Annotated in this window: 19 protein-coding genes; 11 read left to right on the top strand and 8 right to left on the bottom strand. The window is 69.4% G+C overall.

Annotated elements, in window-relative coordinates; translation table 11 throughout:
* The first annotated feature begins 36 nt into the window (after nt 1-36).
* A complete protein-coding gene (locus FCK90_RS03060) occupies nt 37-858 on the top strand; it encodes a di- and tripeptidase (protein WP_181954169.1) in 822 nt (273 codons plus the stop codon).
* A gap of 310 nt (nt 859-1,168) precedes the next feature.
* Nucleotides 1,169-2,077: an FAD:protein FMN transferase gene (locus FCK90_RS03055; protein WP_158032820.1), complete on the top strand. Its 909-nt coding sequence runs from the start codon at nt 1,169-1,171 to the stop codon at nt 2,075-2,077.
* Between the two features lie 100 nt (nt 2,078-2,177).
* On the opposite strand, the gene purB is transcribed toward FCK90_RS03055, so the two are convergent.
* Complete coding sequence (gene purB / locus FCK90_RS03050; protein ID WP_158032819.1) at nt 2,178-3,698, bottom strand: adenylosuccinate lyase; 1,521 nt, start codon at nt 3,696-3,698, stop codon at nt 2,178-2,180.
* Nucleotides 3,699-3,806: 108 nt separating this feature from the next.
* Here purB and hisC point away from each other — a divergent pair, with 108 nt between their 5' ends.
* From hisC to FCK90_RS03030, 4 genes are all read left to right on the top strand, one after another.
* Nucleotides 3,807-4,946, top strand: coding sequence for a histidinol-phosphate transaminase (gene hisC, locus FCK90_RS03045; protein ID WP_158032818.1), 1,140 nt, complete (start codon nt 3,807-3,809; stop codon nt 4,944-4,946).
* Nucleotides 4,947-5,012: 66 nt separating this feature from the next.
* On the top strand, nt 5,013-6,275 hold the full coding sequence (locus tag FCK90_RS03040) for a thiamine pyrophosphate-dependent enzyme (RefSeq protein ID WP_246179934.1): 1,263 nt from the start codon (nt 5,013-5,015) through the stop codon (nt 6,273-6,275).
* A complete protein-coding gene (locus FCK90_RS03035; RefSeq protein ID WP_158032816.1) occupies nt 6,272-7,270 on the top strand; it encodes an alpha-ketoacid dehydrogenase subunit beta in 999 nt (332 codons plus the stop codon). The genes FCK90_RS03040 and FCK90_RS03035 overlap by 4 nt, the downstream gene beginning before the upstream one ends.
* Nucleotides 7,271-7,327: 57 nt before the next feature.
* Complete coding sequence (locus FCK90_RS03030) at nt 7,328-8,899, top strand: dihydrolipoamide acetyltransferase family protein (RefSeq protein WP_158032815.1); 1,572 nt, start codon at nt 7,328-7,330, stop codon at nt 8,897-8,899.
* Between the two features lie 43 nt (nt 8,900-8,942).
* Here the strand turns inward: FCK90_RS03030 and FCK90_RS03025 are convergent, their stop codons facing one another.
* The 4 genes from FCK90_RS03025 to FCK90_RS03010 form a co-directional block, all read right to left on the bottom strand.
* Nucleotides 8,943-9,638, bottom strand: a complete 696-nt coding sequence (locus FCK90_RS03025; protein ID WP_158032814.1) for a DNA-3-methyladenine glycosylase I — start codon at nt 9,636-9,638, stop codon at nt 8,943-8,945.
* Between the two features lie 99 nt (nt 9,639-9,737).
* On the bottom strand, nt 9,738-10,886 hold the full coding sequence (locus tag FCK90_RS03020; protein ID WP_158032813.1) for a PepSY domain-containing protein: 1,149 nt from the start codon (nt 10,884-10,886) through the stop codon (nt 9,738-9,740).
* Nucleotides 10,843-12,144: a sensor histidine kinase gene (locus FCK90_RS03015; protein ID WP_158032812.1), complete on the bottom strand. Its 1,302-nt coding sequence runs from the start codon at nt 12,142-12,144 to the stop codon at nt 10,843-10,845. The genes FCK90_RS03020 and FCK90_RS03015 overlap by 44 nt, the downstream gene beginning before the upstream one ends.
* A 58-nt stretch (nt 12,145-12,202) precedes the next feature.
* Nucleotides 12,203-12,919, bottom strand: a complete 717-nt coding sequence (locus tag FCK90_RS03010; protein WP_158032811.1) for a LuxR C-terminal-related transcriptional regulator — start codon at nt 12,917-12,919, stop codon at nt 12,203-12,205.
* 270 nt (nt 12,920-13,189) lie between these two features.
* Between FCK90_RS03010 and FCK90_RS03005 the strand changes: the two genes are divergently transcribed.
* Complete coding sequence (locus tag FCK90_RS03005) at nt 13,190-14,935, top strand: long-chain-fatty-acid--CoA ligase (RefSeq protein ID WP_158032810.1); 1,746 nt, start codon at nt 13,190-13,192, stop codon at nt 14,933-14,935.
* Between the two features lie 12 nt (nt 14,936-14,947).
* Nucleotides 14,948-15,850: a LysR family transcriptional regulator gene (locus tag FCK90_RS03000; protein ID WP_158032809.1), complete on the top strand. Its 903-nt coding sequence runs from the start codon at nt 14,948-14,950 to the stop codon at nt 15,848-15,850.
* 547 nt (nt 15,851-16,397) lie between these two features.
* On the opposite strand, the gene FCK90_RS02995 is transcribed toward FCK90_RS03000, so the two are convergent.
* Together FCK90_RS02995 and FCK90_RS02990 are read right to left on the bottom strand one after the other, a co-directional pair.
* Nucleotides 16,398-16,901 carry a MarR family winged helix-turn-helix transcriptional regulator gene (locus FCK90_RS02995; protein WP_158032808.1) on the bottom strand — a complete coding sequence of 168 codons (504 nt, stop codon included), beginning with the start codon at nt 16,899-16,901 and terminating at the stop codon, nt 16,398-16,400.
* Between the two features lie 100 nt (nt 16,902-17,001).
* The gene (locus FCK90_RS02990; protein ID WP_158032807.1) at nt 17,002-17,724 is read right to left on the bottom strand and encodes a hypothetical protein; all 723 of its coding nucleotides are present in this window, start codon (nt 17,722-17,724) and stop codon (nt 17,002-17,004) included.
* Nucleotides 17,725-18,061: 337 nt separating this feature from the next.
* Here FCK90_RS02990 and FCK90_RS02985 point away from each other — a divergent pair, with 337 nt between their 5' ends.
* The gene (locus FCK90_RS02985; protein WP_158032806.1) at nt 18,062-19,174 is read left to right on the top strand and encodes a glutathione S-transferase family protein; all 1,113 of its coding nucleotides are present in this window, start codon (nt 18,062-18,064) and stop codon (nt 19,172-19,174) included.
* 57 nt (nt 19,175-19,231) lie between these two features.
* Nucleotides 19,232-20,080 (top strand): HpcH/HpaI aldolase/citrate lyase family protein, encoded by an 849-nt coding sequence (locus FCK90_RS02980; protein WP_158032805.1) that lies wholly within the window; start codon nt 19,232-19,234, stop codon nt 20,078-20,080.
* 6 nt (nt 20,081-20,086) lie between these two features.
* Here the strand turns inward: FCK90_RS02980 and FCK90_RS02975 are convergent, their stop codons facing one another.
* The gene (locus FCK90_RS02975) at nt 20,087-20,785 is read right to left on the bottom strand and encodes an HAD family hydrolase (protein ID WP_158032804.1); all 699 of its coding nucleotides are present in this window, start codon (nt 20,783-20,785) and stop codon (nt 20,087-20,089) included.
* Between the two features lie 114 nt (nt 20,786-20,899).
* Between FCK90_RS02975 and malQ the strand changes: the two genes are divergently transcribed.
* Nucleotides 20,900-23,197: a 4-alpha-glucanotransferase gene (gene malQ / locus FCK90_RS02970; RefSeq protein WP_246179932.1), complete on the top strand. Its 2,298-nt coding sequence runs from the start codon at nt 20,900-20,902 to the stop codon at nt 23,195-23,197.
* Nucleotides 23,198-23,435 lie beyond the last annotated feature (238 nt).

Genomic DNA, 23,435 nt, shown 5'->3' with positions numbered 1-23,435 from the left:
TCGCTGATCCGGTGATCTCAAGATGAGGAGTTCTTCGTGGCTTTCAACCCCCTCAAACATGCGTTCGACGACGACGGCAGACCCACCCCTGCGCTGCAGAACTTCATGGACACCACGCTGAGAGTCCAGCGGCCCGTCGTACTGCGCTGGGTCAAGCGCATGCGCCGTCAACATCCCGAGGAGACCCCGCAGCAGATCGCCAAGCGGCTGACCAAGCACTACATGCGGGCGACGACGGGCGGTGGCGCCGCGACCGGCGGCATCGCCATGGTCCCGGGCATCGGCACCATGGCCTCGCTGGGCGTGTCCGCCGCCTCGGTGGGGGCCTACCTGGAGCTGACCGCGTTGTACGCGCAGTCCATCGCCGAGCTGCACGGCGTCTCCACGGACGACCCGGAAAAGACCCGGGCCATGGTCATGGCGCTCATGCTCGGCGAGGACGGCGAGGCGCTCATGACGCAGGTCCTCTCCAGCGGGTCCCGGGCCAGCAGCCTGAACAGCAAGTGGGGCCTGATGCTGAGCTCCGGGGGATCCCAGGGCTTCAAGGTCAGCCGGGCCCTGCCCAACCTGTTCATCAAGCGGTTCCTCAAGCGGCAGTCAGGCGCCTTCCTGGGCCGCGCCCTGCCGTTCGGGCTCGGTGCGGTCGTCGGTGGCGGCGCGAACTTCGCGCTCGCCCGCGTGGTCGTGAAGTCCACGCAGGAGGCCTTCGGCGAACTCGGGCCCGCCTTCCCTCCCGTCCTGGCGGAGGTCGACCGTGCTCCCAGGTTCAAGGACCGGGGATCCGGCCGGTCCAAGGGCGGAGCGGCCGAGGAGGCTCCCGCCGAACTGACCGCGGCCGACTCGGAGGAGTCCCGCTGACGTCCCGGTGACGGTGCGCCGTCTCAGGAGGGTGGTGCGATGGGCGCCGCCCTCCTGGTCTCTTCATGCTCCTTTTCATGCATCCGTGCAGGTCAGGCGGTAGTGGCGGGAGAATCTGCTGGATGAACGCGTCACACTCCGTCCGATAGGCCCCAGGGTTCACAGGGAGTTCCGAGTTGGGTATGTTCGCACCTGACGTTGCGTCCGCCCGCCCGGGCAACCGAACGTGAGGTGTTCCCGGGCGCCGCTGCCGCTCATCTCCCCCGTCGCTCCCCGTATTCCTCACCCCCCCCATCGAAGAGGACTGCCGATGACCATCTCTACCGTTCGCCGGGGCAGTGGCCTCGTGTCGGCCGGGCGGGTCGTTCATGCCATCGACCCCCTGACCCGGCTGGTCGCGTGCAGTGTGGCCGACCGCGTGCTCGAGGACCTGTCCTCGGCGGTCCAGGACGACCGCTGCGACTCGGAGATCGCGCTGCTCAACAGCCGAGCCGTTCACGACGACGTCAGCATCATGACCTCCCCGGCCCTGACGGCCATCCTGAGGCGAGCGCAGGAGGCCGCGCGGATGAGCGGGGGGCTCGTGGACCCCGTGGTCGGCATGGCCCTGACGGACGGACGACAGGGGCACGCGGGCCTCGGGCCGGTGGAGCCCTACCGCTTCGACGCGGATCAGCACCGCCTCGACCTGCGACGAGGAACGGTCCTCGACCTGTGGGACATCGGCTGCGCCTGGGCGGCGGAGGAGATCGTGGCGCAGGTGGTCCGCGAAGACCCCGCCGCCACGCTCGCGGTGGTGGTCGACCTCGCGGTCGTCTCCGTCGGCGCGGCCTGGGAGATCAGCGAGGCTCTTGAAGAGACGCTGCCGGTCCTGGACTCGCCGTTGCGATGCGGATTGAGGTCCTTCGCCATCCTGGACCACTCCGGTCCGCGCACGGGGACGCAGGACGAGGCCCTAGGCGACGCGACGGAGGTCCCGAGCCCCGCGCCCGGGACCTCGGCGGAGGCCGCCTGGGCACCCTGGTGGGAGCGCGCCGTGGTCGGTGCCGGGGATGCGGTTCAGGCACTGACCTTCGGGCTCATGGCGGAGCGCCTGGGAGACGGGATCTCCGAGCACATCGTCGACGCCGGGGGACAGGCGGAGTTCGTGGGGCCGCCCGGGGAGGCGGCACCGCGGCACCGGTTGCGGACGCCGGGCTGGGTGCCCAGGAGCGGATGAGGGGAGTCCTGGCGCCGGTGGACCGTGAACCGGTCCGGAGCAGCGCGGAAGACGGCGACGGCCGGCGGGGGAGACCCGCCGGCCGTCGCCGTCGGGCGGGCTAGCGCAGATGCTTCAGCAGCTCTTCGGCGATACCCGTGTACGTCGCGGGGGTGAGGCCGCTCAGGCGCTGCTCGGCCGCCGGCCCCAGGCCGAGGCCCTTCACGAACTCCTGCAGGCGCTGCCGGTCCACGCGATGCCCGCGGGTGAGCTCCTTGAGGCGTTCGTAGGGATCGTCCATGCCCTGCGTGCCTGCGATGGCCTCGGCGCGCATGACCGTCTGAACGGCCTCGCCCAGGACCTCCCAGTTGGCGTCCAGCTCCTCAGCCATGACGTCGTCGGCCACGTTGAGCCGTTTCATGCCCTTGGCGACATTGGAGATCGCCAGGAGGGAGTGCCCGAATGCCGTCCCGATATTGCGCTGGGACGACGAGTCGGTCAGGTCCCGCTGCCAGCGGGAGGTCACGAGGGTTGCTCCCAGGGTGTCCAGCAGGGAGCAGGAGATCTCCAGGTTCGCCTCGGCGTTCTCGAAGCGGATGGGATTGATCTTGTGCGGCATGGTGGAGGAGCCGGTGGCCCCCTCGACCGGCACCTGGCGGAAGAAGCCGATGGAGATGTAGGCCCAGATGTCCGTGCACAGGTTGTGCAGGATGCGGTTGAAGCGGGCGACGTCCGCGTAGAGCTCGGCCTGCCAGTCGTGGGACTCGATCTGGGTGGTCAGCGGGTTCCAGGTGAGGCCCAGCCCCTCGACGAAGCTGCGGGAGATCTCCTGCCAGTCGGTCTCGGGGGCGGCGGCCATGTGCGCCGCGTACGTGCCCGTCGCACCGTTGATCTTGCCCAGGAAGCCGGTCGATCGGACGCGGTCGAGCTGCCGGGTCAGGCGCTGGACGAACACCGCCAGCTCCTTGCCCAGCGTGGTCGGCGTGGCCGGCTGGCCGTGCGTTCGCGACAGCATCGGCACCGCCGCCGACTCCCGGGCCAGGGCTGCGATCCCGTCGACCAGCTCGCTCGCCGCAGGCGCCCACACCCGGGCGACGGCGTCGCGGATCCCCACCGCATAGGCGAGATTGTTGATGTCCTCCGAGGTGCAGGCGAAATGCACCAGGGGCTTGAGGCGATCCAGTCCCAGCGCGGGCAGGCGGCGGCCGATGAAGTACTCGACGGCCTTGACGTCGTGCACGGTGACGGCTTCGATCTCCGCCAGCTCTGCCACGGCCGCGGCGTCGAAGTCCAGCACGATCCCGCGCAGGCCATCGATCTGGCCCTGATCCAGCGGCTCGAGCCCCGGAAGCGCCCGCCGCTGGCACAGGTGGATGAACCACTCGACCTCGACGTGCACCCGGTTGCGATTCAGCGCCGCCTCCGAGAGGTGGTCCACCAGGGCTGCGACCACCGGACGATAGCGGCCGTCCAGGGCGCCGAGCGCGATCGCCGGTTCGGCCCCGGCCAGTGAGACGCGACCGGAGTCCGGTGAGCCCTGCTCGGGAAGCGCTGGCGTGCCGTGGTCGCCCGGCTGGGCGGCGGAGGGCGTGGCGGATGACGTGGCGGGGGCAGAACTGGAAGCGGAAGGGGTCTGAGCCATGACCGCCATTGTTCCACCTCCCCGCACCTCGGCGGGCATCCTCCCGGTCCCGGTGTCCAAGGATCCGATGACCGCTGCGGAGGCCCCCGCGCCGGTTAGAGTGAGCCTATGAGTCCGATCCGTGCCCGTAGTGCTCTGAGCGCCTTGCCCTCCTATGCCGCCGGCAAGCCGCCTGTCGAGGTCGCGGGGCTGACTCCGTACAAGCTCTCGTCCAACGAGAACCCCTGGGGGCCCGTTCCCGCGGCCCGCGAAGCACTGATCGAGGCGGCCGCCGGGGTGCACCGCTACCCGGATCCCGGCACCGTGCAGTTGCGCGCCGAGCTCGCCCGCGTGCTCGGGGTGCCGGCCGGCGACATCGTCACGGGCGCGGGCAGCCTGGGCGCCCTCTCCCAGATACTGGCCGCGTTCGCGGGCACCGGTGACGACGGTGTGGGCGATGAGGTCGTCTACCCCTGGCGCTCCTTCGAGGCCTACCCGATCGTGGTCACCACGGCCGGAGCCGTCAACGTGCAGGTGCCCAACCGGCCCGACGGCTCGCACGACCTGGAGGCGATGCTGGCCGCGGTCACGGAACGCACGCGGGTGATCCTGCTGTGCTCGCCCAACAACCCCACCGGGCCGTCGCTGTCCCAGGAGGCGGTTGAGGATTTCGTGGCGCGGGTCCCGCAGGACGTCGTGATCGTGCTCGATGAGGCCTACCGGGAGTTCCAGTCGGATCCCGATGTGGCGGACGGCGTGCGCACGTATCAGGCGCACCCCAATGTCGTCGCCCTCCGCACCTTCTCCAAGGCCCACGGCCTCGCCGGCCTGCGCGTGGGCTACAGCCTGTCCCAGCAGGCGATCACCGAGCAGCTGTGCAAGGTGACCGTGCCCTTCGCCGTGACCCAGCTGGCCCAGACGGCGGCCATCGCGACGTTGCGGCACCCCGAGCAGGTGGCCGAGCGCGTGGCGCGGATCAACTCCGAACGCGAGCGGGTCCAGGCGGGTCTGGCCCGTCTGGGGTGCTGGGTGCCGGACACGCAGGCGAACTTCGTCTGGCTGGACCTGGGGGCGGACGCGGAGCGGTTCGCGCAGGCCTGCGACGCCCAGGCGCTGTCGGTCCGGGCCTTCCCGGGAGAGGGCGTGCGGGTCACGATCGGTGAGCCGGAGGCCAACGACCGCTTCCTGGCGGTCTGCGCGAGCTTCTCACCATTGCCGCAGCGTCCCGTAAGCTCGCATCAAGAACTGGGCAGCGCGCCCGCCGGCTGATCCTCACGGATGCGGACCGCAGCAGGAACAGCCTCGAACAGTCGCTCAAGCCAGGGGGACCCACCTTTGACACCAACTGAGAACATCTCAGGCGAGCCGGGCACAGCCGACCCCCGGGACGCCCGGGCGACGGCAGGTGTCGGCGAGCACCCGGCCACCGTGGAGTGCGCTCTGCCGGTGGTCCGTCTGCTCGATCAAGACGGCAGAAGACTTCAGGACGACCGGTTCGGGCCGTGGGTCGAGGACCTGGACGACGACGCCGTCGCTCAGATCTACCGTTCCATGCTGCGTTCCCGCCGCCTGGACGAGATGGCCACTTCCCTGCAGCGGCAGGGGCAGATGGCGCTGTGGCCGCCGCTACGGGGCCAGGAGGCGGCACAGGTGGGCTCGGCGCGAGCGGTCGGTGAGCGGGACTTCGTGTTCCCCTCCTACCGCGAGCACGCCGTGATCCTGGAACGCGGCATCCCCGCCGGCCAGATGATGTCCCAGTTCCGCGGGCACAAGGCCTCCAGCTGGAAGCCCTCGGAGACCAGGACCCACGTCTACTCCCTCGTGCTCGGCTCGCAGGTCCCGCACGCCGTCGGATACGCGATGGGCATCGACCAGGACCGGCGGCTCGCGGAGGACGCCGGGGAACCCGCACCCGCGGAAGAGGCCGTGCTGGTCTACTTCGGGGACGGCTCCTCCACCCAGGGCGAGGTGCACGAGTCCATGGTCTTCGCGGCGTCCTACGACGCACCCGTCGTGTTCTTCGTGCAGAACAACCAATGGGCGATCTCCGTCCCGTTCTCCACGCAGTCCCGCGTCCCCCTGGCCGCGCGTGCCGCCGGATACGGCTTCGAAGGGGTCAGGGTCGACGGGAACGATCCGCTCGCCGTGCTGGCCGTGACCCGGTGGGCCATGGCCGAGGCCCGGCAGGGCCGGGGCCCGGTCATGATCGAGGCCGAGACCTTCCGGCTGGGGGCGCATACGACGGCCGACGATCCCACGAAGTACCGGAGCACTGCCGAGGAGCAGCGCTGGGCCGCCCGCGACCCCCTTCTGCGCACGCGGGCACTGCTCGAGGGCGAATACGGGGTCGGGCAGCAGTGGTTCGACGAGCTGGAGGAGGAGACGACGGCGTGGATCAAGTCCACGCGCACGGAGATCCTGGCCGGCCGGCCGGAGGACCTGGAGCAGCGCTTCGACGTCGCGTACGCCGCCGAACATCCGCTGGTGGACGAGGAACGCCAGTGGTACCTGGACTACCAGAGCTCGTTCCTCCCCGACCACGATGAGACCCCGGCCGGTTCCGCCGGCCACGACGCCGCACAGGAGGACCGGGCATGAGCGAGACCACCGAGTCCACGTTGCGCACCACCATGGCCAAGGCGCTGAATCTGGGGATGCGCCGCGCTCTGACCGACGACCCCAAGGTCCTGCTGATGGGAGAGGACATCGGCTCCCTGGGAGGCGTCTACCGGGTCACCGAAGGACTCAAAGGGGACTTCGGCGCTCACCGCGTCAGGGACACCCCTCTGGGCGAGGCCGGCATCGTCGGGACCGCGATCGGCATGGCCATGCGCGGTTACCGGCCCGTGTGCGAGATCCAGTTCGACGGTTTCACCTACCCGGCGTTCAACCAGATCACCACCCAGCTGGCCAAGATGCACGCCCGTTCCGACGGCGATGTCCAGGTGCCCGTGACCATCCGCATTCCCAGCGGCGGGGTGATCGGCTCCATCGAGCACCACTCCGAATCCCCCGAGGCGCTGTTCGCGCACACCGCAGGGGTCCGGATCGTGACCCCCTCCACCCCGCAGGACGCCTACTGGATGATCCAGCAGTCGATCAGCAGCCAGGACCCCGTGATCTTCTTCGAGCCCAAGCGCCGCTACTGGCTCAGGGGCCAGGTGGACCTGCTGCGGCCCACCAGCGAGAGCCCCTTCACGGCGCACGTCGTCCGGGAGGGGGAGGAGCTGACCCTCGTGGCCTGGGGGCCGCTGGTGCCCGTGGCCCTCGCCGTGGCCGAGGCGGCCTTCGAGGACGGCCACTCGGTGGAGGTGGTCGACCTGCGCTCGCTGTCCCCGATCGACTTCGACACCCTCGAGGCGTCCGTGAACCGCACCGGACGTATGGTGGTCGCCCACGAGGCCCCGGTCTTCGGCGGTCTCGGGGCTGAGATCGCCTCGCGGATCACCGACCGGTGCTTCTACAGCCTCGAGGCGCCCGTCCAGAGGGTGGGCGGCTACCACCTGCCGTATCCGCCCGCCGGCATGGAAGAGAACTACGTCCCCGACCTCGATCGCATCCTTGACGCGGTGGAACGAGCTTTCGCGTACTGAATCGCCGCGGGAGACGCCCCTGGGGGAGTCCGGCCCGCTGCCCGGAAGGAGCCTTGAATGTCTGAGGTTTTCGCCCTGCCCGATGTTGGCGAAGGGCTGACAGAAGCCGAGATCGTGAGCTGGAAGGTCGGCCCCGGCGAGAAAGTCGTGGTCGACCAGGTCCTGCTGGAGATCGAGACGGCAAAATCCCTCGTAGAGCTGCCCTCTCCATGGGACGGCACGGTCCTGGACCTGCTTGTGGACGAGGGCCGCACCGTCGAGGTGGGTACGCCGCTGATCGTGATCGGGGCCGACTCCGAGTCACCGGGCAACCTGCCCGACCCCGGCTACACGGGCGAGGCCGATGCCGCCTCCCGTGCCTCCACCCGGTCCGGGGACAACCAGGACGGCAAGGCGGGTTCGCACCAGAAGCAGGTCGAGGGAGAGGAGGCCGCCTCCCAGCAGGCCCTCGTCGGATCGGGGCCGAAGGCGGACCCGGTGGTCCGCCGACGGCGGCAGCCGACCCTGCCGCGGCGCAACCAGGGGGCGGAACCGGAGCGCAGGGCCTCCCAGGCTCATGAGGCCCCGCGCCAGGGGCCGGGCCCTGCGGGGCGGCCTTCCTTCGGGGAGGGCATCGCGGACCTGCTCTCCCGCGCCGGCCTGGGCCAGTCCGCAGCGGAGCGTCCGGCCTGGCTCGGCGGCCGCCGCCAGGAGGCAGGGGGCGGGGCAGCACCCGTGCCGTCCACCGCCGATCAGGAGACCCCGCGGCGCCCGGCCCTGGCCAAACCTCCCGTGCGCAAAGTCGCGAAGGAGATGGGCATCGACCTGGCGGATGTCACCGGCACCGGGGAATCCGGCCAGGTGACCAAACGCGATCTGCTGGCCTACGCGGCGCATCTGCGTGAGATCCCGGACGGCCCCGACTCCTTCTGGGTCTCCACCAACGCGCCGGGAGCGGGTGACCGTACCCAGCGGATCCCCGTCAAGGGCGTTCGTAAGCTGACCGCTCAGAACATGGTCAAGAGCGCCTTCACCGCACCGCACGTCTCGATCTTCGTGGACGTGGACGCCTCCCGCACGATGGAGTTCGTCAAGCGGTTGAAGGAGGCCGACTACTTCGACGGCGTCAAGATCACACCCCTGCTGATCCTGGCCAAGGCGATCATCTGGGCCACCGCCCGGAATCCCCAGGTGAACGCCACCTGGACGGACAGCGAGATCATCATCAAGCGGTACATGAACCTGGGTATCGCGGCGGCCACCCCCCGCGGGCTGATGGTCCCCAACATCAAGGACGCCCAGGACATGTCCCTGCGCGAGCTCGCGGTCGCCCTGGACAACCTGACCAAGACGGCGCGTGCGGGCAAGACCCAGCCCGGGGACATGCAGAACGGGACCATCTCGATCACGAACATCGGATCGCTGGGCATCGACATCGGCACCCCGATCATCAATCCCGGCGAGGTCGCGATCGTGGCCTTCGGCACGATCAAGCAGAAGCCCTGGGTGGTCGACGGGGAGATCATCCCCCGGTGGATCACCACCCTGGGCGGTTCCTTCGATCATCGCGTGGTCGACGGCGATCTCTCGGCACGCTTCATGGCCGATGTCGCCAAGATCCTCGAGGAGCCGGCCCTGCTCCTGGACTAGCTCCGTCCCGTCCACCGGATGACCGGTCCCCTGCCGGTCGCCGTCACCAGCCCTCCGCCGTCGGGTCTCCCGCGGCGGGGTGGCGGTGGCAGCCTTCCACATGTCCGGTGACGACGCCCGTCCGGGCCAGGAAGTGCCCTGCAATGCCGGGCCCCACATGGACCAGACCGAGCTCGCGGAACCGTTGCGCGAGCTGCCGGGGGGCTTCGCCGGGGTGAGCGGCCGCAGCGCCGGTGATCTCCTCCCAGTCCTCCGTGTCCCAGCCCTGCACGAGCCTGGCCGCGTGGATGACCGCCACCAGTTTGGCCCGGTTACGGATGAGGCGACGGTCCAGCATGAGCTCGTCGACGTCCTCGTCCGCGAGCAGCCCGGTTCTGGCCGGCAGGAAGCCGCACATGGCCTCGCTCAACGCACCGCGGCGCCCGGCTGCGGTTCCCGTTGCCAACCCGGCCTGGAAGATCTCCATCGCCAGCGCCTCGAACCAGGCGGGGGAGGTGAGGGGCCGACGGCCCCAGACGAGATCGTGCTCCTCCAGGACCACGGAGTTCACCAGAGCCCACGGGCAGCGGTACACGCCATCGGCGCACAGCACCGCGTGGTCCAGGATGCGATGAAGCCTCCCGCCGGGATCCTCTCCGGCGCCCCGGAGATCGGGAGAACCGGCCGGTGCAGCCGAGGGGGCGACCGGGAGCGCGGCGGGCTGAATGCTGGTCGTGACGTCGAAGCGCGTGGAGTCCATGCACGGACCCTACGGACCGCCGTGGCCCGACGCCGGACGAGCCGGGGCATCTGGGGACACCGGCTCGCCCGGGGCCCGGAAGGGCGGGGTGTGGAGCCCTCAGAGCACGGAGATCTCCCCGGTCTCCTGCTCTATCTCGATGGCCACCGCATCGGAGTCCTCGTCGCCCGGATCATGGACGATGAACACCGCGGTGGCGTCGTCGGGGGAGAAGGCGCGGATCGTCACAGCCCCTGTCTGGGCGGCGTCGAGCACCGCGACGGCCTGATCCGTCACGACCTCCATGATGCGGTGGGGAAGCGGAGTCCCCCGCTCGTCCAGGATGTCCACCGTGACGCCGCGCTCGCGGGCGTTCCGGGCGACTTCCAGGAGCCGTGGATTGGCGATGGCCCGACCGCGGATGGAATCCCGGAGCTGGGCCTCGGTCAGGCGGAACTGGGCGATGTCGTAGTCGGTGACCGGTGAGTTGTCGTGGGCGATCCGCTCCAGCAGCCCGCCGGCCATGCGACGTACCTCCTGGATCCGCCGGATCGAGGCATTGACAAGATCCTGGTTCTCCTCGTCCGTGGTGCGGGCCGAGAGCCCCATCCGCCAGGCCTCCCGGCGGCGGGTGAACAGCCGACGCATCTCCGTGACCAGGATCTGGGCGGCCAGGATCAGCCCGATCAGGGAGCACATCGACAGCACGCCCGAGAGCGCGCCGACATCTGAACGCGCGCCGTAGCTGGCCGCGAAGAGCAACGCCACGCACAGCGTGCCCCAGGCCCAGCCCGTGCGCCTGCGGACCACCAGGCAGACCATGTAGGCGTGGATGCCCAGCGTGTACCAGGGCGACGGCAGGCCTTCCATCGCGGGTGGCGTCGCCTCTCCCAGCGAGGGCGGCATCGCCTCGAACGACAGGCTCACGCACAGCACCATGAGGAACGATGAGGTCACCGTCTGCAGGTCGCCCATCCTCAGCGAGCTGGTCGGCCAGACGACGAGGAGGACGCTCAGGGTGAAGAACACCACGGCCGCCAGCTGAGCACTCGTATTGTACGAGCCGTTGACCGCCATCAGGCCCACGGCGATGGACGGCACGAAAACCAGGAGCCTGGCCGCATACATCCATGGGTGCTCGAAGGCGGCATCGAATCCACCGACGTCTCGACGTCGGTGCCATTCGTTGAGGATGCGGCGGCGGATTCCGATATCCGCCTTCGTCTCAGTGAGGGTGTTCGGCATCGCGTGGCCAGGTGATGACGACATGTGTTCCGCGGTGCAGGGGGGAGTGGATCTGCACCTCTCCGCCGACGTTCTGCACGTTGCCGGTGATGGAGACCCTGACGCCGAGGCGGCGTTCGTCGACCGCGCGGATCTGGAATCCGCGGCCGTTGTCCTCGATGTCGAAGCGCAGGAAGAATCCCTGGGGATTCAGGCGGGTGGGCGGGCAGGAGCCTCCGCTCATGGTGACGTAGGTGATCTCCGCCCCCGAGTGCCGGGCGCTGTTGGCCACGGCCTCGGTGACAGCCTGTACCAGGGCCTGTGCGACCTCGGTCCAGAGAAAGACCCGGGGCTGACCCACCGGGCGGATGTTCGGGGTGACGGAGGTGAACCGCACGCGAGCGCGCCATGGGGTCAGCGCCTCGAGCAGCTCGTCCTCCAGGACGTGCACCAGGGTGGTGGCCGTGCCGGAGGCGCGCTTCTCCTCGAAGGCCAGGACGTTCAGGGCGCGCTGGGCCAGTTTCTTGGTGCGCTTGGAGACCACGTCGGAACCCCGGGAGGCGTCCAGCAGGGCGGCCATGACGTTGTCGTGGATCAGGCGGTCCAGGCGTTCCTGGGCCTCGGCCTGGCTGTGCGAGCGCTTGAGCGCCGTGGCGTGGGCCAGGGCGTCGTTGTAGGCCTCGTCCGCGTTCTCCGCCACTTTGCGGATGACCGAGACGATCATGACGGCCACCAGTGTCACCGCGACCTGGGCGGCGAAGGAGAGCAGCGCAGCCGTGCCGTCCAGCGGGCCGGCCTGCACCCAGCTGAGGATCACATAGAGCAGCGCGGACCCGGATGCGTACACCAGCCCCATGACCGTTCCCCAGACGTAGACCACGGCCATGGCTGCCACCGTGAGGAGGGAGGGTATCCACGGATGCTGGATGGTCAGTTCCCGGGCGCTCATGAACGGCACGGAGGCCACGGCGAGGAGGCCCAGGACGGCGGTCACGATCAGCGGCCAGACCACCACCTTCCGCTGGAGGCCGAAGACGAACATGACCACCGTGTTGGCCAGGTGGAGCAGGAGGAATACGAGGCTCCAGGACAAGGGGCCGTCGTCCAACTGCCCCAGTCTCGGCAGGCTCTCGAGGATCAGGGCGAAGGCCAGCACCGCGAGGCAGATCTGGCCGAGCCAGAACAGCCGGTACGCATACGGCCCCAGGGCTACGGGCGAGGTCGCGGATGGAAGGCCGGAGCGGCGCAGCCTCGAGGGCACGCGCTTGTAGTTGAGCTGGGATCGGATCTCGGTGTGACTCACGAGAGGGTGCCGGCCTTGTGCTTCGTTCCCCGGGGAGTCCCGCTGCCGCGGGATGCCCTCAAGGGCGCAGTTCGACCGTGTTGACGTCGGCCTCGGGATCCACCAGGCCGTCCTCGATCGCACGGATGCGCAGATCGATCTTGGTCGGCGCCGGACGGCCGATGCGGGCGTACTTCTCCCGGATCCGGTCGATGTTGGTCTTGACGGCCGACTGCTTGATGCCCATGCGGCGGGCCACCTGGACCTGGGCGAACCCTGAGGCGTAGAGACGCAGGGTCTCCTGCTCTCGCGGGGAGAGATTGGCACGTGCGAATTCGACGTCGCCGTCGATGGCCGCGGCGAGTTCCTTGGTGATCACCGGCTTGCCCTCGGCGATGTTGCGGGCCTCCTCGATCGCATGCTCGAGGGGCTCCGACTTGCGGACCAGTCCCAGGGCCCCGGCTCGCAGGGCCTCCCGGATCAGCGTCGCGTTCTCGCCCACCGAGAAGATCAGTACCTTCATGCCCGCCTGACGCAGCTTCTCCACGTTCTCCGAGGGGCGCGAACGATCGGTCAGGGAGAGGTCCAGCAGGACCACCTCGCAGTCGATGCGCTTGGCCCCGTACGCCGTCAAGGAGGCGCTCTCCGGATCGCGGCCCAGCTGGTCCAGCAGTGCCGGAACGGTAGCGGCGGCCCCCACGAGCTTCACGTCGGCCTGCGAAGTCATGGAAACAAGGCGGATGCCTTCGCGGACGACTTCGTGGTCATCAACGACTGCAACGAGCGTGGAGGGCATATTTACACCTCGGGTCGGTTCGGGGGCGTTCAGGGTCGCGATGTCGTGGGTGCTCCATGATGCCGGAACCCGGCTCACAGGAACTCCCGGGGGCCAGTTTCACCTCCCCAGCGGGTGGAGCCGGTCTGGTGGATACTCCTCACTATACGACGGAGATCCACCCGATGACCGCCGGCGCATTAAGATACATGAAATTACGACGATACCCGGTCTGACGTGGTGCGGTCATCACCACCGCCTGCGGAGCGCACCACCGGTAGGCTCGTCACCATGCCTGAGCACAATCCCGCCACCGGCCCCACGGCTCCCGGGTCTTCCCTCGAGTTCCTGTCCGGCCGCCCCTGGACCGCCAGTTACGTCGACGGCGTCGCACACGACCTGGACCTTCCGGACACCTCGCTGAGTCATATGTTCGAGAGGTCCGTGGGGCTCTTCGGCTCGAAGGCCGCCGTGAGCTTCTTCGGCGTGGACGTCACCTACGAGCAGCTGGGCAAGGACGTGGAGCGGGCGGCCGAAGGGCTGAGGCAGCTCGGGGTCGAGGCGGGCGACCGGGTGGCCCTGGTGCTGCCCAACTGCCCCCAGCACATCGTCGCCTTCTACGCGGCCATGCGGCTCGGGGCGATCGTCGTCGAGCACAACCCGCTCTACACCGCGCCCGAGCTGCGGCACCAGTTCGAGGACCACGGCGCTCGCGTGGCGATCGTCTGGGACAAGACCGCAGCCGCTGTCCAGTCGCTGCCCCAGGACGTCGGCCTGGAGCACATCGTCTCGGTGGACATCACCTCGGCCATGCCGCGGCTGATGCGCACGGCCCTGCGCCTGCCGCTGAAGAAGCTGAGGGAGCAGCGGGCCGCCCTGACCGCGCCCGCGCCGGGAACGACTCCGTGGAAGGAGCTGCTGGCCCACGAGCCCGTCGCCCACGATCACCCCTATCCCACGGCCCACGATCTCGCCGTGCTGCAGTACACCTCCGGTACTACGGGGCTGCCGAAGGGCGCGATGCTCACTCATCGCAACCTGGAGTCCAACGCCGCGATGGGCTCGGCCTGGCTGCACGCCAGCTCCGACGAGGTCTTCTACGGGGCCCTGCCGCTCTTCCACGCGTTCGGGCTCACGCTGGGGATGACCCTGGCGATGTCCCTGGGGGCCACCCTCGTGCTCTTCCCCACCCCGCGCCCGGATCTGATCGTCGGAGCGATGAAGAAGCGTCAGGCCACGGTGCTCCCGGCCGTGCCGCCCGTCTACCAGAAGGTCATGGAGCTGGCTGACCGGAAGGGCGTCTCCCTCGCCGGACTCAAGATGGGCGTCTCCGGCGCCATGGCCCTTCCCGTCCACCTCGTGGACGAATGGGAGCAGCGCACGCACGGGATGCTCGTGGAGGGGTACGGGCTGACCGAATGCTCGCCGCTGGTCTCCTGCAATCCCCTCAACTCGTTGCGCAAGGCGGGCAGCATCGGCATCCCCTTCCCCTCGACCGACATTCGGACGGTCGACCCCGAGACCATGGAGGACGTGGCCAGGGGTGAGGAGGGCGAGCTCTGGGTGTCCGGCCCCCAGGTCTTCCAGGGCTACTGGAAGCGCCCGGACGCCACCGCCGAGACCCTCGTGGACGGCTGGCTGCGCACGGGGGACATGGTCACGGTCGACGACGACGGCTTCATCCGCGTGGTGGACCGGCTCAAGGAGATCATCATCACCGGCGGTTTCAACGTGGCTCCCAGCGAGGTCGAGGCTGCTCTCCGGACGAGCGACGCGGTGGAGGACGCCGCCGTCGTGGGGCTCAAGAACGAGGACGGGACGGAGATCGTCGTGGCCGCGGTCATCCCGGCCGCGGGCCAGGCCTTCGACGAGCACGCCCTGCGGGAGCACTGCTATGCCAAGGTCACCCGGTACAAGGTGCCTCGGCGCATCGTGGAGGTCGACGACCTGCCGCGCACCATGCTCGGCAAGATCCAGCGCCGCCTGGTCCGTGAAGAGCTCGAGGGCAAGAACATAGACCTCAGCCATAAGGGCTGACCTCCCGGGGCCATGGAACTGCGGCAGCTGAACTACTTCCTCGCCGTGGCGGAGGAACGCCATTTCGGCCGCGCGGCCAGGAAGCTGAAGATCACCCAGCCGCAGCTCTCCCAGCACATCCGGCAGCTGGAGCAGCAGATGGGCGTAAAACTGTTCGAGCGGACCACTCGCCGGGTGGACCTGACGGCCGCGGGGCACCTGCTGCTGGATCGCGGCCGCGCCATCGTCGATGAGGTGGACGAGGTGCGGGCGGAGGTCTATCAGGCGGGCTCCGGGGTCACGGGGACGCTGCGGATCGGCATGGTGGGTTCGGCGGCGTACACGGTGATGCCCGGGATCGTGCGGGCCTCCGGGGAGGCGTATCCGGACCTGAAGCTCGAACTGCACGGGGAGATGCTGTCTCCCGAGCTGGAGAAGGCGTTGGTGGACGGGGATCTGGACGCGGCCGTCGTCCGGTCACCGCCCGCCGGTCCCGAGGTCGGCTTCCGGATCATCGGGAGGGAGCCGCTGATGGTCGCCGTCCCGGCCCGGGGGCCGTTGGGCCGGGACGGGACCCTGACCGCCGGCGACCTGCGGGACGAACGATTCGTGAGCTATCCGCCGGGGACGGCGATCCACCGGCTCACCCAGCAGATCTGCCGCGGTGCGGGTTTCGAGTGCCGCGTGGCCCAGGTCGTCCGGGAGCTTTCCGCGGCGCTCTGCCTCGTGGCGGCGGGAACGGGAGTGGCCGTGGTCCCGGTGGGCGCACGGGTTGTGCGGATGGCCGGGGTGAGATTCTGCGAGCTCGCCGGAGCTCCCGAGACGGAACTCGCCCTCGTCTGGCGCCGGGGCGATTACTCGCACCTGGTCGCGAACTTCGTCGAGCTGGTCACGGCCCTGGAGGCGACCGAGGTATCGGCCCCGGAGGCGCCGTAGCCTGCGTGCCGGCGCCTGGAAGACGCGCCCCGATCCCGGCTCCGGCGGGGTCAGCCCGTCCGGCAGCGGGGATGTAAGGTACTTCACACTTTATGAAGATGTATCGAATTGTGGACTTTCAGGGGAAAACCCCAGGTGACTCTCGGGAGGCACTGACCCCCTGCCACCTGGGGTTTTGCTATATTCTGCCTAGTGAGAGATGCGCCACAGGGGGTCGAAAAGTCAAGACTCATGATAAATCGACCACTTGTGTGGGGACGCCCAGTCCCCTATATTGAAATCACTACGCGTATCGGCCCGGTGGTGATCCCCCAATGTGCCACCGGATAGTTCCCGCGTGTAGTTGACGTCCTGTTCCCCCGATACGGACGTTTGACGGGCCCTGTCATTTCCCCAAGTGACAGGGTCCGTCCCTATTCCCCGTAGTTTCGCGAGTCGGCCCTGGCGAGGTCGCCCGCCGATGCCGGTGGATACCCCCGCGCCGCGTGACGGGCCGTCGAGGGGCGCGCGGCACCGGCAGAGGCCAAAAGGCCTCGAACAGGAGTCGCTAGTCCAGGCCCAGCTCGCGCAGTCGTTTGGTCATCTTCTCGTGGATCCTGTCGATCGCCGCGGCCTCCTGGTCCGTGAGCTCATCCATCAGGACGGCGCGGACCATGGCCAGGTGGGCGGGGGCCGCCGCTTCGATGGCCTGCCGGCCCTCCTCCGTGACGCGTACGTCCAGGCCGCGTGCATCCCCCGGGCACGGATGGCGCGAGATGAGTCCGCGCCTGTCCATGCGGGTCAGCAGATGGGACAGGCGGCTCCGTTCCCAGCCCAGGAAATTGAGGAGATCACGGGAGCGCATCATCCCGGCCTCGGACTCGGAGAGAGGAACCAGGACCTCGTACTCCGCCGCCGACAGGTTGCTGTCACGCGTGAGCTGCCTGTCGATGCCGCGGATCAGCGCTCGCGAGCCGAAGAGGAAATGGCGCCAGGTCTGCTGCTCCGCATCGGAGAGCCAGCGGGGCTCGCCCTCAGCCGGACGTCGGCCCTCGGACTCGGGTTCGCTCATGGGCATGTCGCTTTCAGTAGCCGATTCACCCCGTGGGATGAGCCGTCAGGCGTCTGAGGGGGCAATCGCAGTGGGCCCGGGGTCGAATCAGAATGATATATCACACGTCCTCGGGATCGCCGTGACCGCCCTTGCGCCGAGAGCGCGGCGGATGCGGTCTGCCCGTGAGCCAGGAGGAGTCGTAAGGTCCCGCGGGGCCGCGGGGGCGGCTCTCGTAGCGCCGGGGGTACTCCTCGGACCAGTCGACCCGGCGCAGGGGTGCATCGTCGTCATCGGGGACCGACAGGCGGGAAGCTGCCACCAGGCCGAATCCGAGAGCCGCAGCGGTCAGGAGTGTGGCCGCCGTGACCAGCCACAGGATCGTCCACGGGTTTCCGGGGCCGGGCTCCCCGGCCGTGACGAACACCGCGCTCAGTGCGGCCAGCCCGAGTGCAAGGAGACTCGCCGGCAGCAGCCACCACGATCTTCCGGGGCGATGGCGGCTCGTCTCCGGCAGGCGCAGGCTCCTGGGGATGCCCAGGTGCACGGCGAGAAAACCCGCCGCTCCCGCCAGTGCGGGTGCGAGGCCGGTCAGGCCGATGAGCGGGTGACCCAGGGCGGCCAGGCCGAAGCCCACCAGCACCCCCAGCATGATCAAGGCGAAGGACAGTCCCCGTGCGGCGCGACGCCGTGCGGCGACTGCCTCCGGCGGATCCGGGCGGCTGTCGGCGGAGTCAGGATTACCGGGGGGAGGGGGCGGCGTGGATCCGGGCGGGCGCAGGCGTCCCCACTCGGGGAGCGGGGTGTCCTCCGGTCCGTGCGGCACTGCGCTGTCGGAAGTCATGACGCACCTCCTGCGGTTGCGCTTTCCGTCGTCGCATCTGCATGCCAAGCCTACTGCGCAAGCGTTCGTCCCGACAGCGGATTCGCGACAAGGGCCGGCCGGCCGCGATGGTGGCGAAGCTTCCGGAGCCCCCGCCCCGCCCGAGTGCGAGGGCTCGTCGGGAGCACCGGCTCCGACGCTGTCACCAGGGCAAATGTGTCCGGAATGTGATGCGCGAAAGCCGCCGGAAAGGCTTTGATTGACATATCGTCAAAAGAAATCTGTGCGCTCGCCAGAGGTCATCCGTGATCACCGAGCGGCGCATGGTCCTGAGGACAGCCTGAGGAATGCGATCACCATGACGGCGGAGGGTGCCGTGGACGCGGGAGAGGACACTGGTCGAAGAGTGAAGAGCGATGCCGAGCACAGCACCGAAGGCGCCTACGTGCGAACGGGGGAGGCCTTTGACCGGGACACCACCTACATCGAGGACCGGATCGTGGCCGAGCCCGCCGCGGCCGAGCTCTCGCCGGGCGCGGCGGCCTGGCCCGTCGAGGCCGGAAGGTATCGCCTCATAGCGGCCCGGGCCTGCCCGTGGGCCAACCGGACGCTGATCGTGCGCCGTCTGCTCGGCCTGGAGGACGCGATCTCCCTCGGGCTCCCCGGGCCGCTCCACGACGTCCGCTCGTGGAACTTCCATCTCGACGAGAACGGTCGTGACCCCGTTCTCGGCATCGAACGGCTGCAGCAGGCCTATTTCGCCCGTTTCCCCGGCTACCCGCGAGGCATCACCGTGCCGGCCATCGTGGAGGTCGGCAGCGGCCGGGTGGTCACCAACGACTTCCCGCAGATCACCGAGGACTTCGCCAAGGAGTGGGCCCGGTTCCACCGCGAGGGCGCACCGGATCTCTGGCCCGCCGAGCTGGAGGACGAGATGCGCCAGGTCATGCGGCGGATCTACACGGAGGTCAACAACGGCGTGTACAGGTGCGGTTTCGCCGGCTCCCAGGCCGCTTACGACCTCGCCTACGAGCGCCTCTGGGCGACCATGGACTGGCTCGAAGAGAGACTCGCCGACCGGCGCTACCTGATGGGCGATCACATCACGGAGGCCGATGTCCGGCTGTTCACCACCCTCGTCCGTTTCGACCCGGTCTATCAGGGGCACTTCAAGTGCTCACGGAACAAGCTGACGGAGCTTCCCAGCCTGTGGGGCTACGCGCGGGACCTGTTCACCACGCCCGGTTTCGGGGACACCGTGGACTTCCAGCAGATCAAGCAGCACTACTACGTCGTCCACACGGACATCAATCCCACCCGGATCGTGCCTGCCGGCCCGGACCTGGACAACTGGCTGGAGCCGCACGGGCGGGAGGCGCTGGGAGGCTCCCCCTTCGGCGAGGCGACGGCGCCCGGTCCGGTGCGCGACGGCGAGCGGGTCGATCCGGCGCATACCCCGCTGCGGGCATAGCCCGTAGGATGAGGAAGCCTCCTAGGCTTCCTACTGCCACGCCGTCGAAGGATCTCTGTGAGCCCGTACCGCAATCAGCGCGCCGCCGCGCTGCCCGCCCGACTGTCCCGTTCCGTCCTGCTCGTGGGGGCTGCGGACCCATCGGTGTTCCCCGCGGCGCTGGCCTCCGAGGCCGATTCGGTGATCTTCGACATCGAGGACGGTCTTCCGGAGGATCAGAAGCAGCAGGGCCGTGAGGCGGTGGTCGAGGCGCTCAATGCCGGAGCCGGAGCCTGGGTGCGTATCAACGACATCTCCTCGGAGCACTGGCACCACGACCTCGAGGCCCTGGCCGGTGTCAAGAATCTCCGCGGTCTGATGCTGGCCAAGACCGAGCATCCCGACCACATCACCCGCACGGCCATGATGATGCCCGCCGGCACCCCCGTGATCGCCCTGATCGAATCGGCCGTGGGCGTGGTCCGCGCCAACGACATCGCCCGCGCTCCCGGTGTGTTCCGCCTGGCCTTCGGGGTGGGTGACTTCCGCCGCGACACGGGCGCCTCCGACGACCCCATGGCTCTCGCCTTCGCGCGGTCCGCCCTGGTGATCGCCTCCCGCGTCGGCCTGCTGCCGGGGCCGATCGACGGGCCGTCCGTGGGGGCGCAGGGAGAAGATCTCCAGGAGGCCTGCCGGGTGACGCAGTCGATGGGGATGACCGGCAAGCTGACCCTGGACCCCGACCAGGCCGATGGCATCAACGTGGGCCTGGCGCCCTCCGAGCAGGAGATCACCTGGGCCCGTGAGCTCATCGAGCAGTTCGAGACGGGGGAGAGCGGAGCCATGGACGGCAGCTACCTGCCGCGCCTGGCACGCGCTCGCAAGGTCTCGGACCTGGCCAAGACCTACGGTCTCTGGAACCGCTGAACGGCGTCACCAGCCCCAGCGGACCAGGAGCTGTTCCAGCGCCGGATCCAGCAACGACGTCACGAGCACCGACGACGGCACCGGGTGGGCGTCCGGGTCCGCGCTGACCCCCACGGTGACCATGCCCGCAGCGATGGCGGCGGCCGCCCCGGCGGGCGAGTCCTCGATCGCCAGGCACCGAGCCGGCTCCACCCCCAGCCTGCGGGCGGCCTCGAGGTAGATATCCGGCTCCGGCTTGCCCGGGGGCGTGTCGTCGGAGGAGACCCAGGTCCGCACGTGCTCTCCGATGCCCGTGGCGTTCATCTTGGTGTCCAGGATCTGCCGGGTGGAGTTGGAGGCGACGGCGGCGGGCACCCGGGCGGCGACGCGGCGGAGCAGCTCCATCGCCCCGTCGATCATCGGCAGGTGCCCTTCCAGGAACTCGGCCTCGGTCGCCAGGATCTCGGTGAAGGCCGCATCGGCGTCCGTGCCGCTGAGGGTCGCGACTTCCCGGGCGACGCTGCGGGCGGACCAGCCCATCATGCGCCGCTGCTCGTCCTGGTCGAAGGGCAGCCCGTGCCGGGTGAACATCGCTTCCTGGACCTCGGTCCAGACGGACTCGGTGTCCAGCAGGACGCCGTCGCAGTCGAAGACGACCGCCGACGGGCGGTATCCGGGATCCAGGGGGCGGGCTTGCGTGCTGAGGGTGCTCTGGTGATCGGCCATGTATCCCAGGATGCCTGAAGATCCGCGGTCCCCGCTTGTGCGTCGCACGCCCCCGGCGTTGCTAGCATGGTGCTTATGCAGTCTTCGGCCTCAGAATCAGCGTCCAGTTCCGCGGTGCAGCAGACGGGACGGGGTGAAGGTCACGACGGCGGTCCGTCCGCGCTGGAGCGGCTGGCCGCCGCCCACGGCGTGCGGACCACCTACGACAATTTCGACGGCGAAGAGGTCAAGGTCCCCGAGCCCACGCTCACGGCGGTGCTCACGGCCCTGGGAGCCGACGTCACGGACCCGGACGCGGTCGACGAGTCGCTGCGCGCGAAGGACGAGCAGCCCTGGCGCCGCTTCCTGCCTCCCGTGGTGGTCACCACGGAGAACGTCGCCACGCAGGTCCCGGTGCACGTGGCACCGGGTACCGAGGTGACGCTCGAGCTGGTGGTCGAGGGCCGTCCCCGTCGGCTGGTCCGGGCGCAGGGGCGGCCGGAGACCCGGAGGATCGACGGCGCCGAGGTGGAGCGGCAGCTGTTCGAGCTGCCGAGCGATCTCGAACCCGAGTGGTACGCGCTTCGAGCCGCGGCCTCCGGTCCGGCTGCTGAGGGAGGTTCGCCGGGAGAGGCCTTCGAAGCCCGGATCGAGGTGGCGGTGACCCCCGCCCGGCTGAGCACGACCGACCGGCTCCTCGGCGCACGCCGGTGGGGCTGGGCGGCCCAGCTGTATTCGGTGGCCTCCGATCGCTCCTGGGGGGTGGGCGATATCAACGACCTCGCGGCCCTGACCGCGATCGGCGGCGAGCAGGGCGCCGACTACGTCCTGGTCAACCCGCTGCACGCCTCCGAGCCTGTGCCGCCCATCGAGCCGTCGCCGTACCTCCCGGTCACCCGGCGGTTCTTCAACCCGCTCTACCTGCGCATCGCCGATGTCCAGGAGTACGCCTACCTTCGCCCCAGCGACCTCGAGGTGGTCTCCACCCTCGCGGCCATCCAGCGCCGGAAGGTGCTGGACGCCGACGCGATCGACCGGAACGGCATCTACGCGGCCAAACTCAAGAGCCTGGAGCTGCTCTACACGGTCCGCCGCTCGCCTCAGCGCCAGCAGCAGCTGCAGCGGTTCGTTCGCGAAGGCGGCCAGCACCTGCAGGACTTCGGCCTGTGGTGCGCGCTGCGCGAGGAACTCGGCCCGGACCACGGCCTCTGGGACTCCGGCGCTTCGACCCCCGACTCGCCCTACGCGATCGAGGCGCGCGAGCGGCTCAAGGACCGCATCAACTTCTACGTCTGGATCCAGTGGCTGCTCGACGATCAGCTCGCCACGGCCCAGCAGGCCGCCCGGTGCGCGGGCATGGAGATCGGCGTGATGCACGACCTGGCCGTGGGCGTGACGAAGGACGGGGCCGACGCCTGGACGCTGCACGAGGTCATGGCGCACGGGGTCTCCGTCGGCGCCCCGGCCGACATGTACAACCAGCAGGGCCAGAACTGGTCCCAGCCGCCATGGCACCCGCAGCGCCTGGCGGAGGGCGGCTACAAGCCGTGGCGCGAGATGCTGCGCACCATCTTCCGGCACGCCGGGGGCATCCGGGTCGACCACGTGATCGGGCTCTTCCGGCTGTGGTGGATCCCGGAGGGCAATGCGGCCTCCGACGGCGCGTACGTCTACTACGACCACGAGGCCATGGTCGGCATCCTGGCGCTGGAGGCCCAGCGAGCCGGGGTCGTCGTCGTGGGGGAGGACCTGGGGACCGTGGAGCCCTCGGCTCGGGAGTTCTTGTTCGAGCGGGGCGTGCTGGGCACATCCGTGCTGTGGTTCGAGCGGGAGGGCGATGGCCCCAAGGATCCGCGCACCTACCGGCGCGAGGCGTTCGCCTCGGTGGGAACCCACGACCTTCCGCCCACCGCGGGCTTCCTGGAGGGGGTCCAGGTGGACCTCCGCGAGAGCCTGGGCGTGCTGGAGCGCCCGGTGGAGGTCGAACGGGAGGAGGCCCGGGAGCAGATCGACGCGTGGCTCGCGGCGGTGGCCCATGAAGGCCTGCTGCCCGACGGCAAGGAGATCTCCGAGCTCACGGAGCAGGAGAAGATCGAAGGCCTCTACAGCTACCTGGCGCTCGCGCCGTCGCTGCTGCACTGCGTCCAGCTGGTGGACGCCGTGGGGGAGAAGCGCGTGCAGAACCAGCCCGGTACCTCCGACGAATACCCCAACTGGCAGATCCCGCTGGCCGACGACGGAGGCGAGGTCGTCCTGCTCGAGCGGATCCAGCGCTCCGCCCGGGTCCGCTCGCTGGCAGAGGCCATGAACCGCGCTCTGGGTTCCAGGGAGCGTCTCTATCGCGATGTCGCGGCACCCGAGCAGCCGCGGACCCTGGATCCGGACTCGCCCGTCGAGTCCCTCGACACCGGTTCCCACCTGCCCGTCTCCTGAGAACCCCTCCGGAGGTTCCGGCGTCGCATCCGTCCCATTCAGCGGGCCCGGAGGGGCGCGCCGGAGGGCGCGGGAGGTGATCCCTGCCACCGGTGGTTGGCCGGGCGTGCCGAGTCGACTAGACTCGACTCCTGTCCCTGTCCAGGGCCGGGTGCACCGCGAGCGTTCTGGTGCATCGTGCCGGGAGAGGGACAGAAAGTTGCGGGCGAACCGCCACAAGCCTATGATTTTAGGCTGT

It is taken from the genome of Kocuria coralli, from assembly GCF_008831305.1.
GTDB classification, from domain to species: domain Bacteria; phylum Actinomycetota; class Actinomycetes; order Actinomycetales; family Micrococcaceae; genus Kocuria; species Kocuria coralli.
The sequence above is the reverse complement of the archived record's forward strand: the minus strand, read 5'-3'. Positions and strand labels throughout refer to the sequence as shown.

What these genes read in the sequence shown, in the direction of transcription:
- FCK90_RS02990 (WP_158032807.1), bottom strand. Translation starts at nt 17,724, where the DNA reads ATGACTTCCGACAGCGCAGTGCCGCACGGACCGGAGGACACCCCGCTC.
- FCK90_RS02975 (WP_158032804.1), bottom strand. Translation starts at nt 20,785, where the DNA reads ATGGCCGATCACCAGAGCACCCTCAGCACGCAAGCCCGCCCCCTGGAT.
- FCK90_RS03010 (WP_158032811.1), bottom strand. Translation starts at nt 12,919, where the DNA reads ATGCCCTCCACGCTCGTTGCAGTCGTTGATGACCACGAAGTCGTCCGC.
- FCK90_RS02985 (WP_158032806.1), top strand. Translation starts at nt 18,062, where the DNA reads ATGACGGCGGAGGGTGCCGTGGACGCGGGAGAGGACACTGGTCGAAGA.
- FCK90_RS03035 (WP_158032816.1), top strand. Translation starts at nt 6,272, where the DNA reads ATGAGCGAGACCACCGAGTCCACGTTGCGCACCACCATGGCCAAGGCG.
- FCK90_RS02995 (WP_158032808.1), bottom strand. Translation starts at nt 16,901, where the DNA reads ATGAGCGAACCCGAGTCCGAGGGCCGACGTCCGGCTGAGGGCGAGCCC.
- purB (WP_158032819.1), bottom strand. Translation starts at nt 3,698, where the DNA reads ATGGCTCAGACCCCTTCCGCTTCCAGTTCTGCCCCCGCCACGTCATCC.
- FCK90_RS03005 (WP_158032810.1), top strand. Translation starts at nt 13,190, where the DNA reads ATGCCTGAGCACAATCCCGCCACCGGCCCCACGGCTCCCGGGTCTTCC.
- FCK90_RS03055 (WP_158032820.1), top strand. Translation starts at nt 1,169, where the DNA reads ATGACCATCTCTACCGTTCGCCGGGGCAGTGGCCTCGTGTCGGCCGGG.
- FCK90_RS03020 (WP_158032813.1), bottom strand. Translation starts at nt 10,886, where the DNA reads ATGTCGTCATCACCTGGCCACGCGATGCCGAACACCCTCACTGAGACG.
- hisC (WP_158032818.1), top strand. Translation starts at nt 3,807, where the DNA reads ATGAGTCCGATCCGTGCCCGTAGTGCTCTGAGCGCCTTGCCCTCCTAT.
- FCK90_RS03025 (WP_158032814.1), bottom strand. Translation starts at nt 9,638, where the DNA reads ATGGACTCCACGCGCTTCGACGTCACGACCAGCATTCAGCCCGCCGCG.
- FCK90_RS03030 (WP_158032815.1), top strand. Translation starts at nt 7,328, where the DNA reads ATGTCTGAGGTTTTCGCCCTGCCCGATGTTGGCGAAGGGCTGACAGAA.
- FCK90_RS03000 (WP_158032809.1), top strand. Translation starts at nt 14,948, where the DNA reads ATGGAACTGCGGCAGCTGAACTACTTCCTCGCCGTGGCGGAGGAACGC.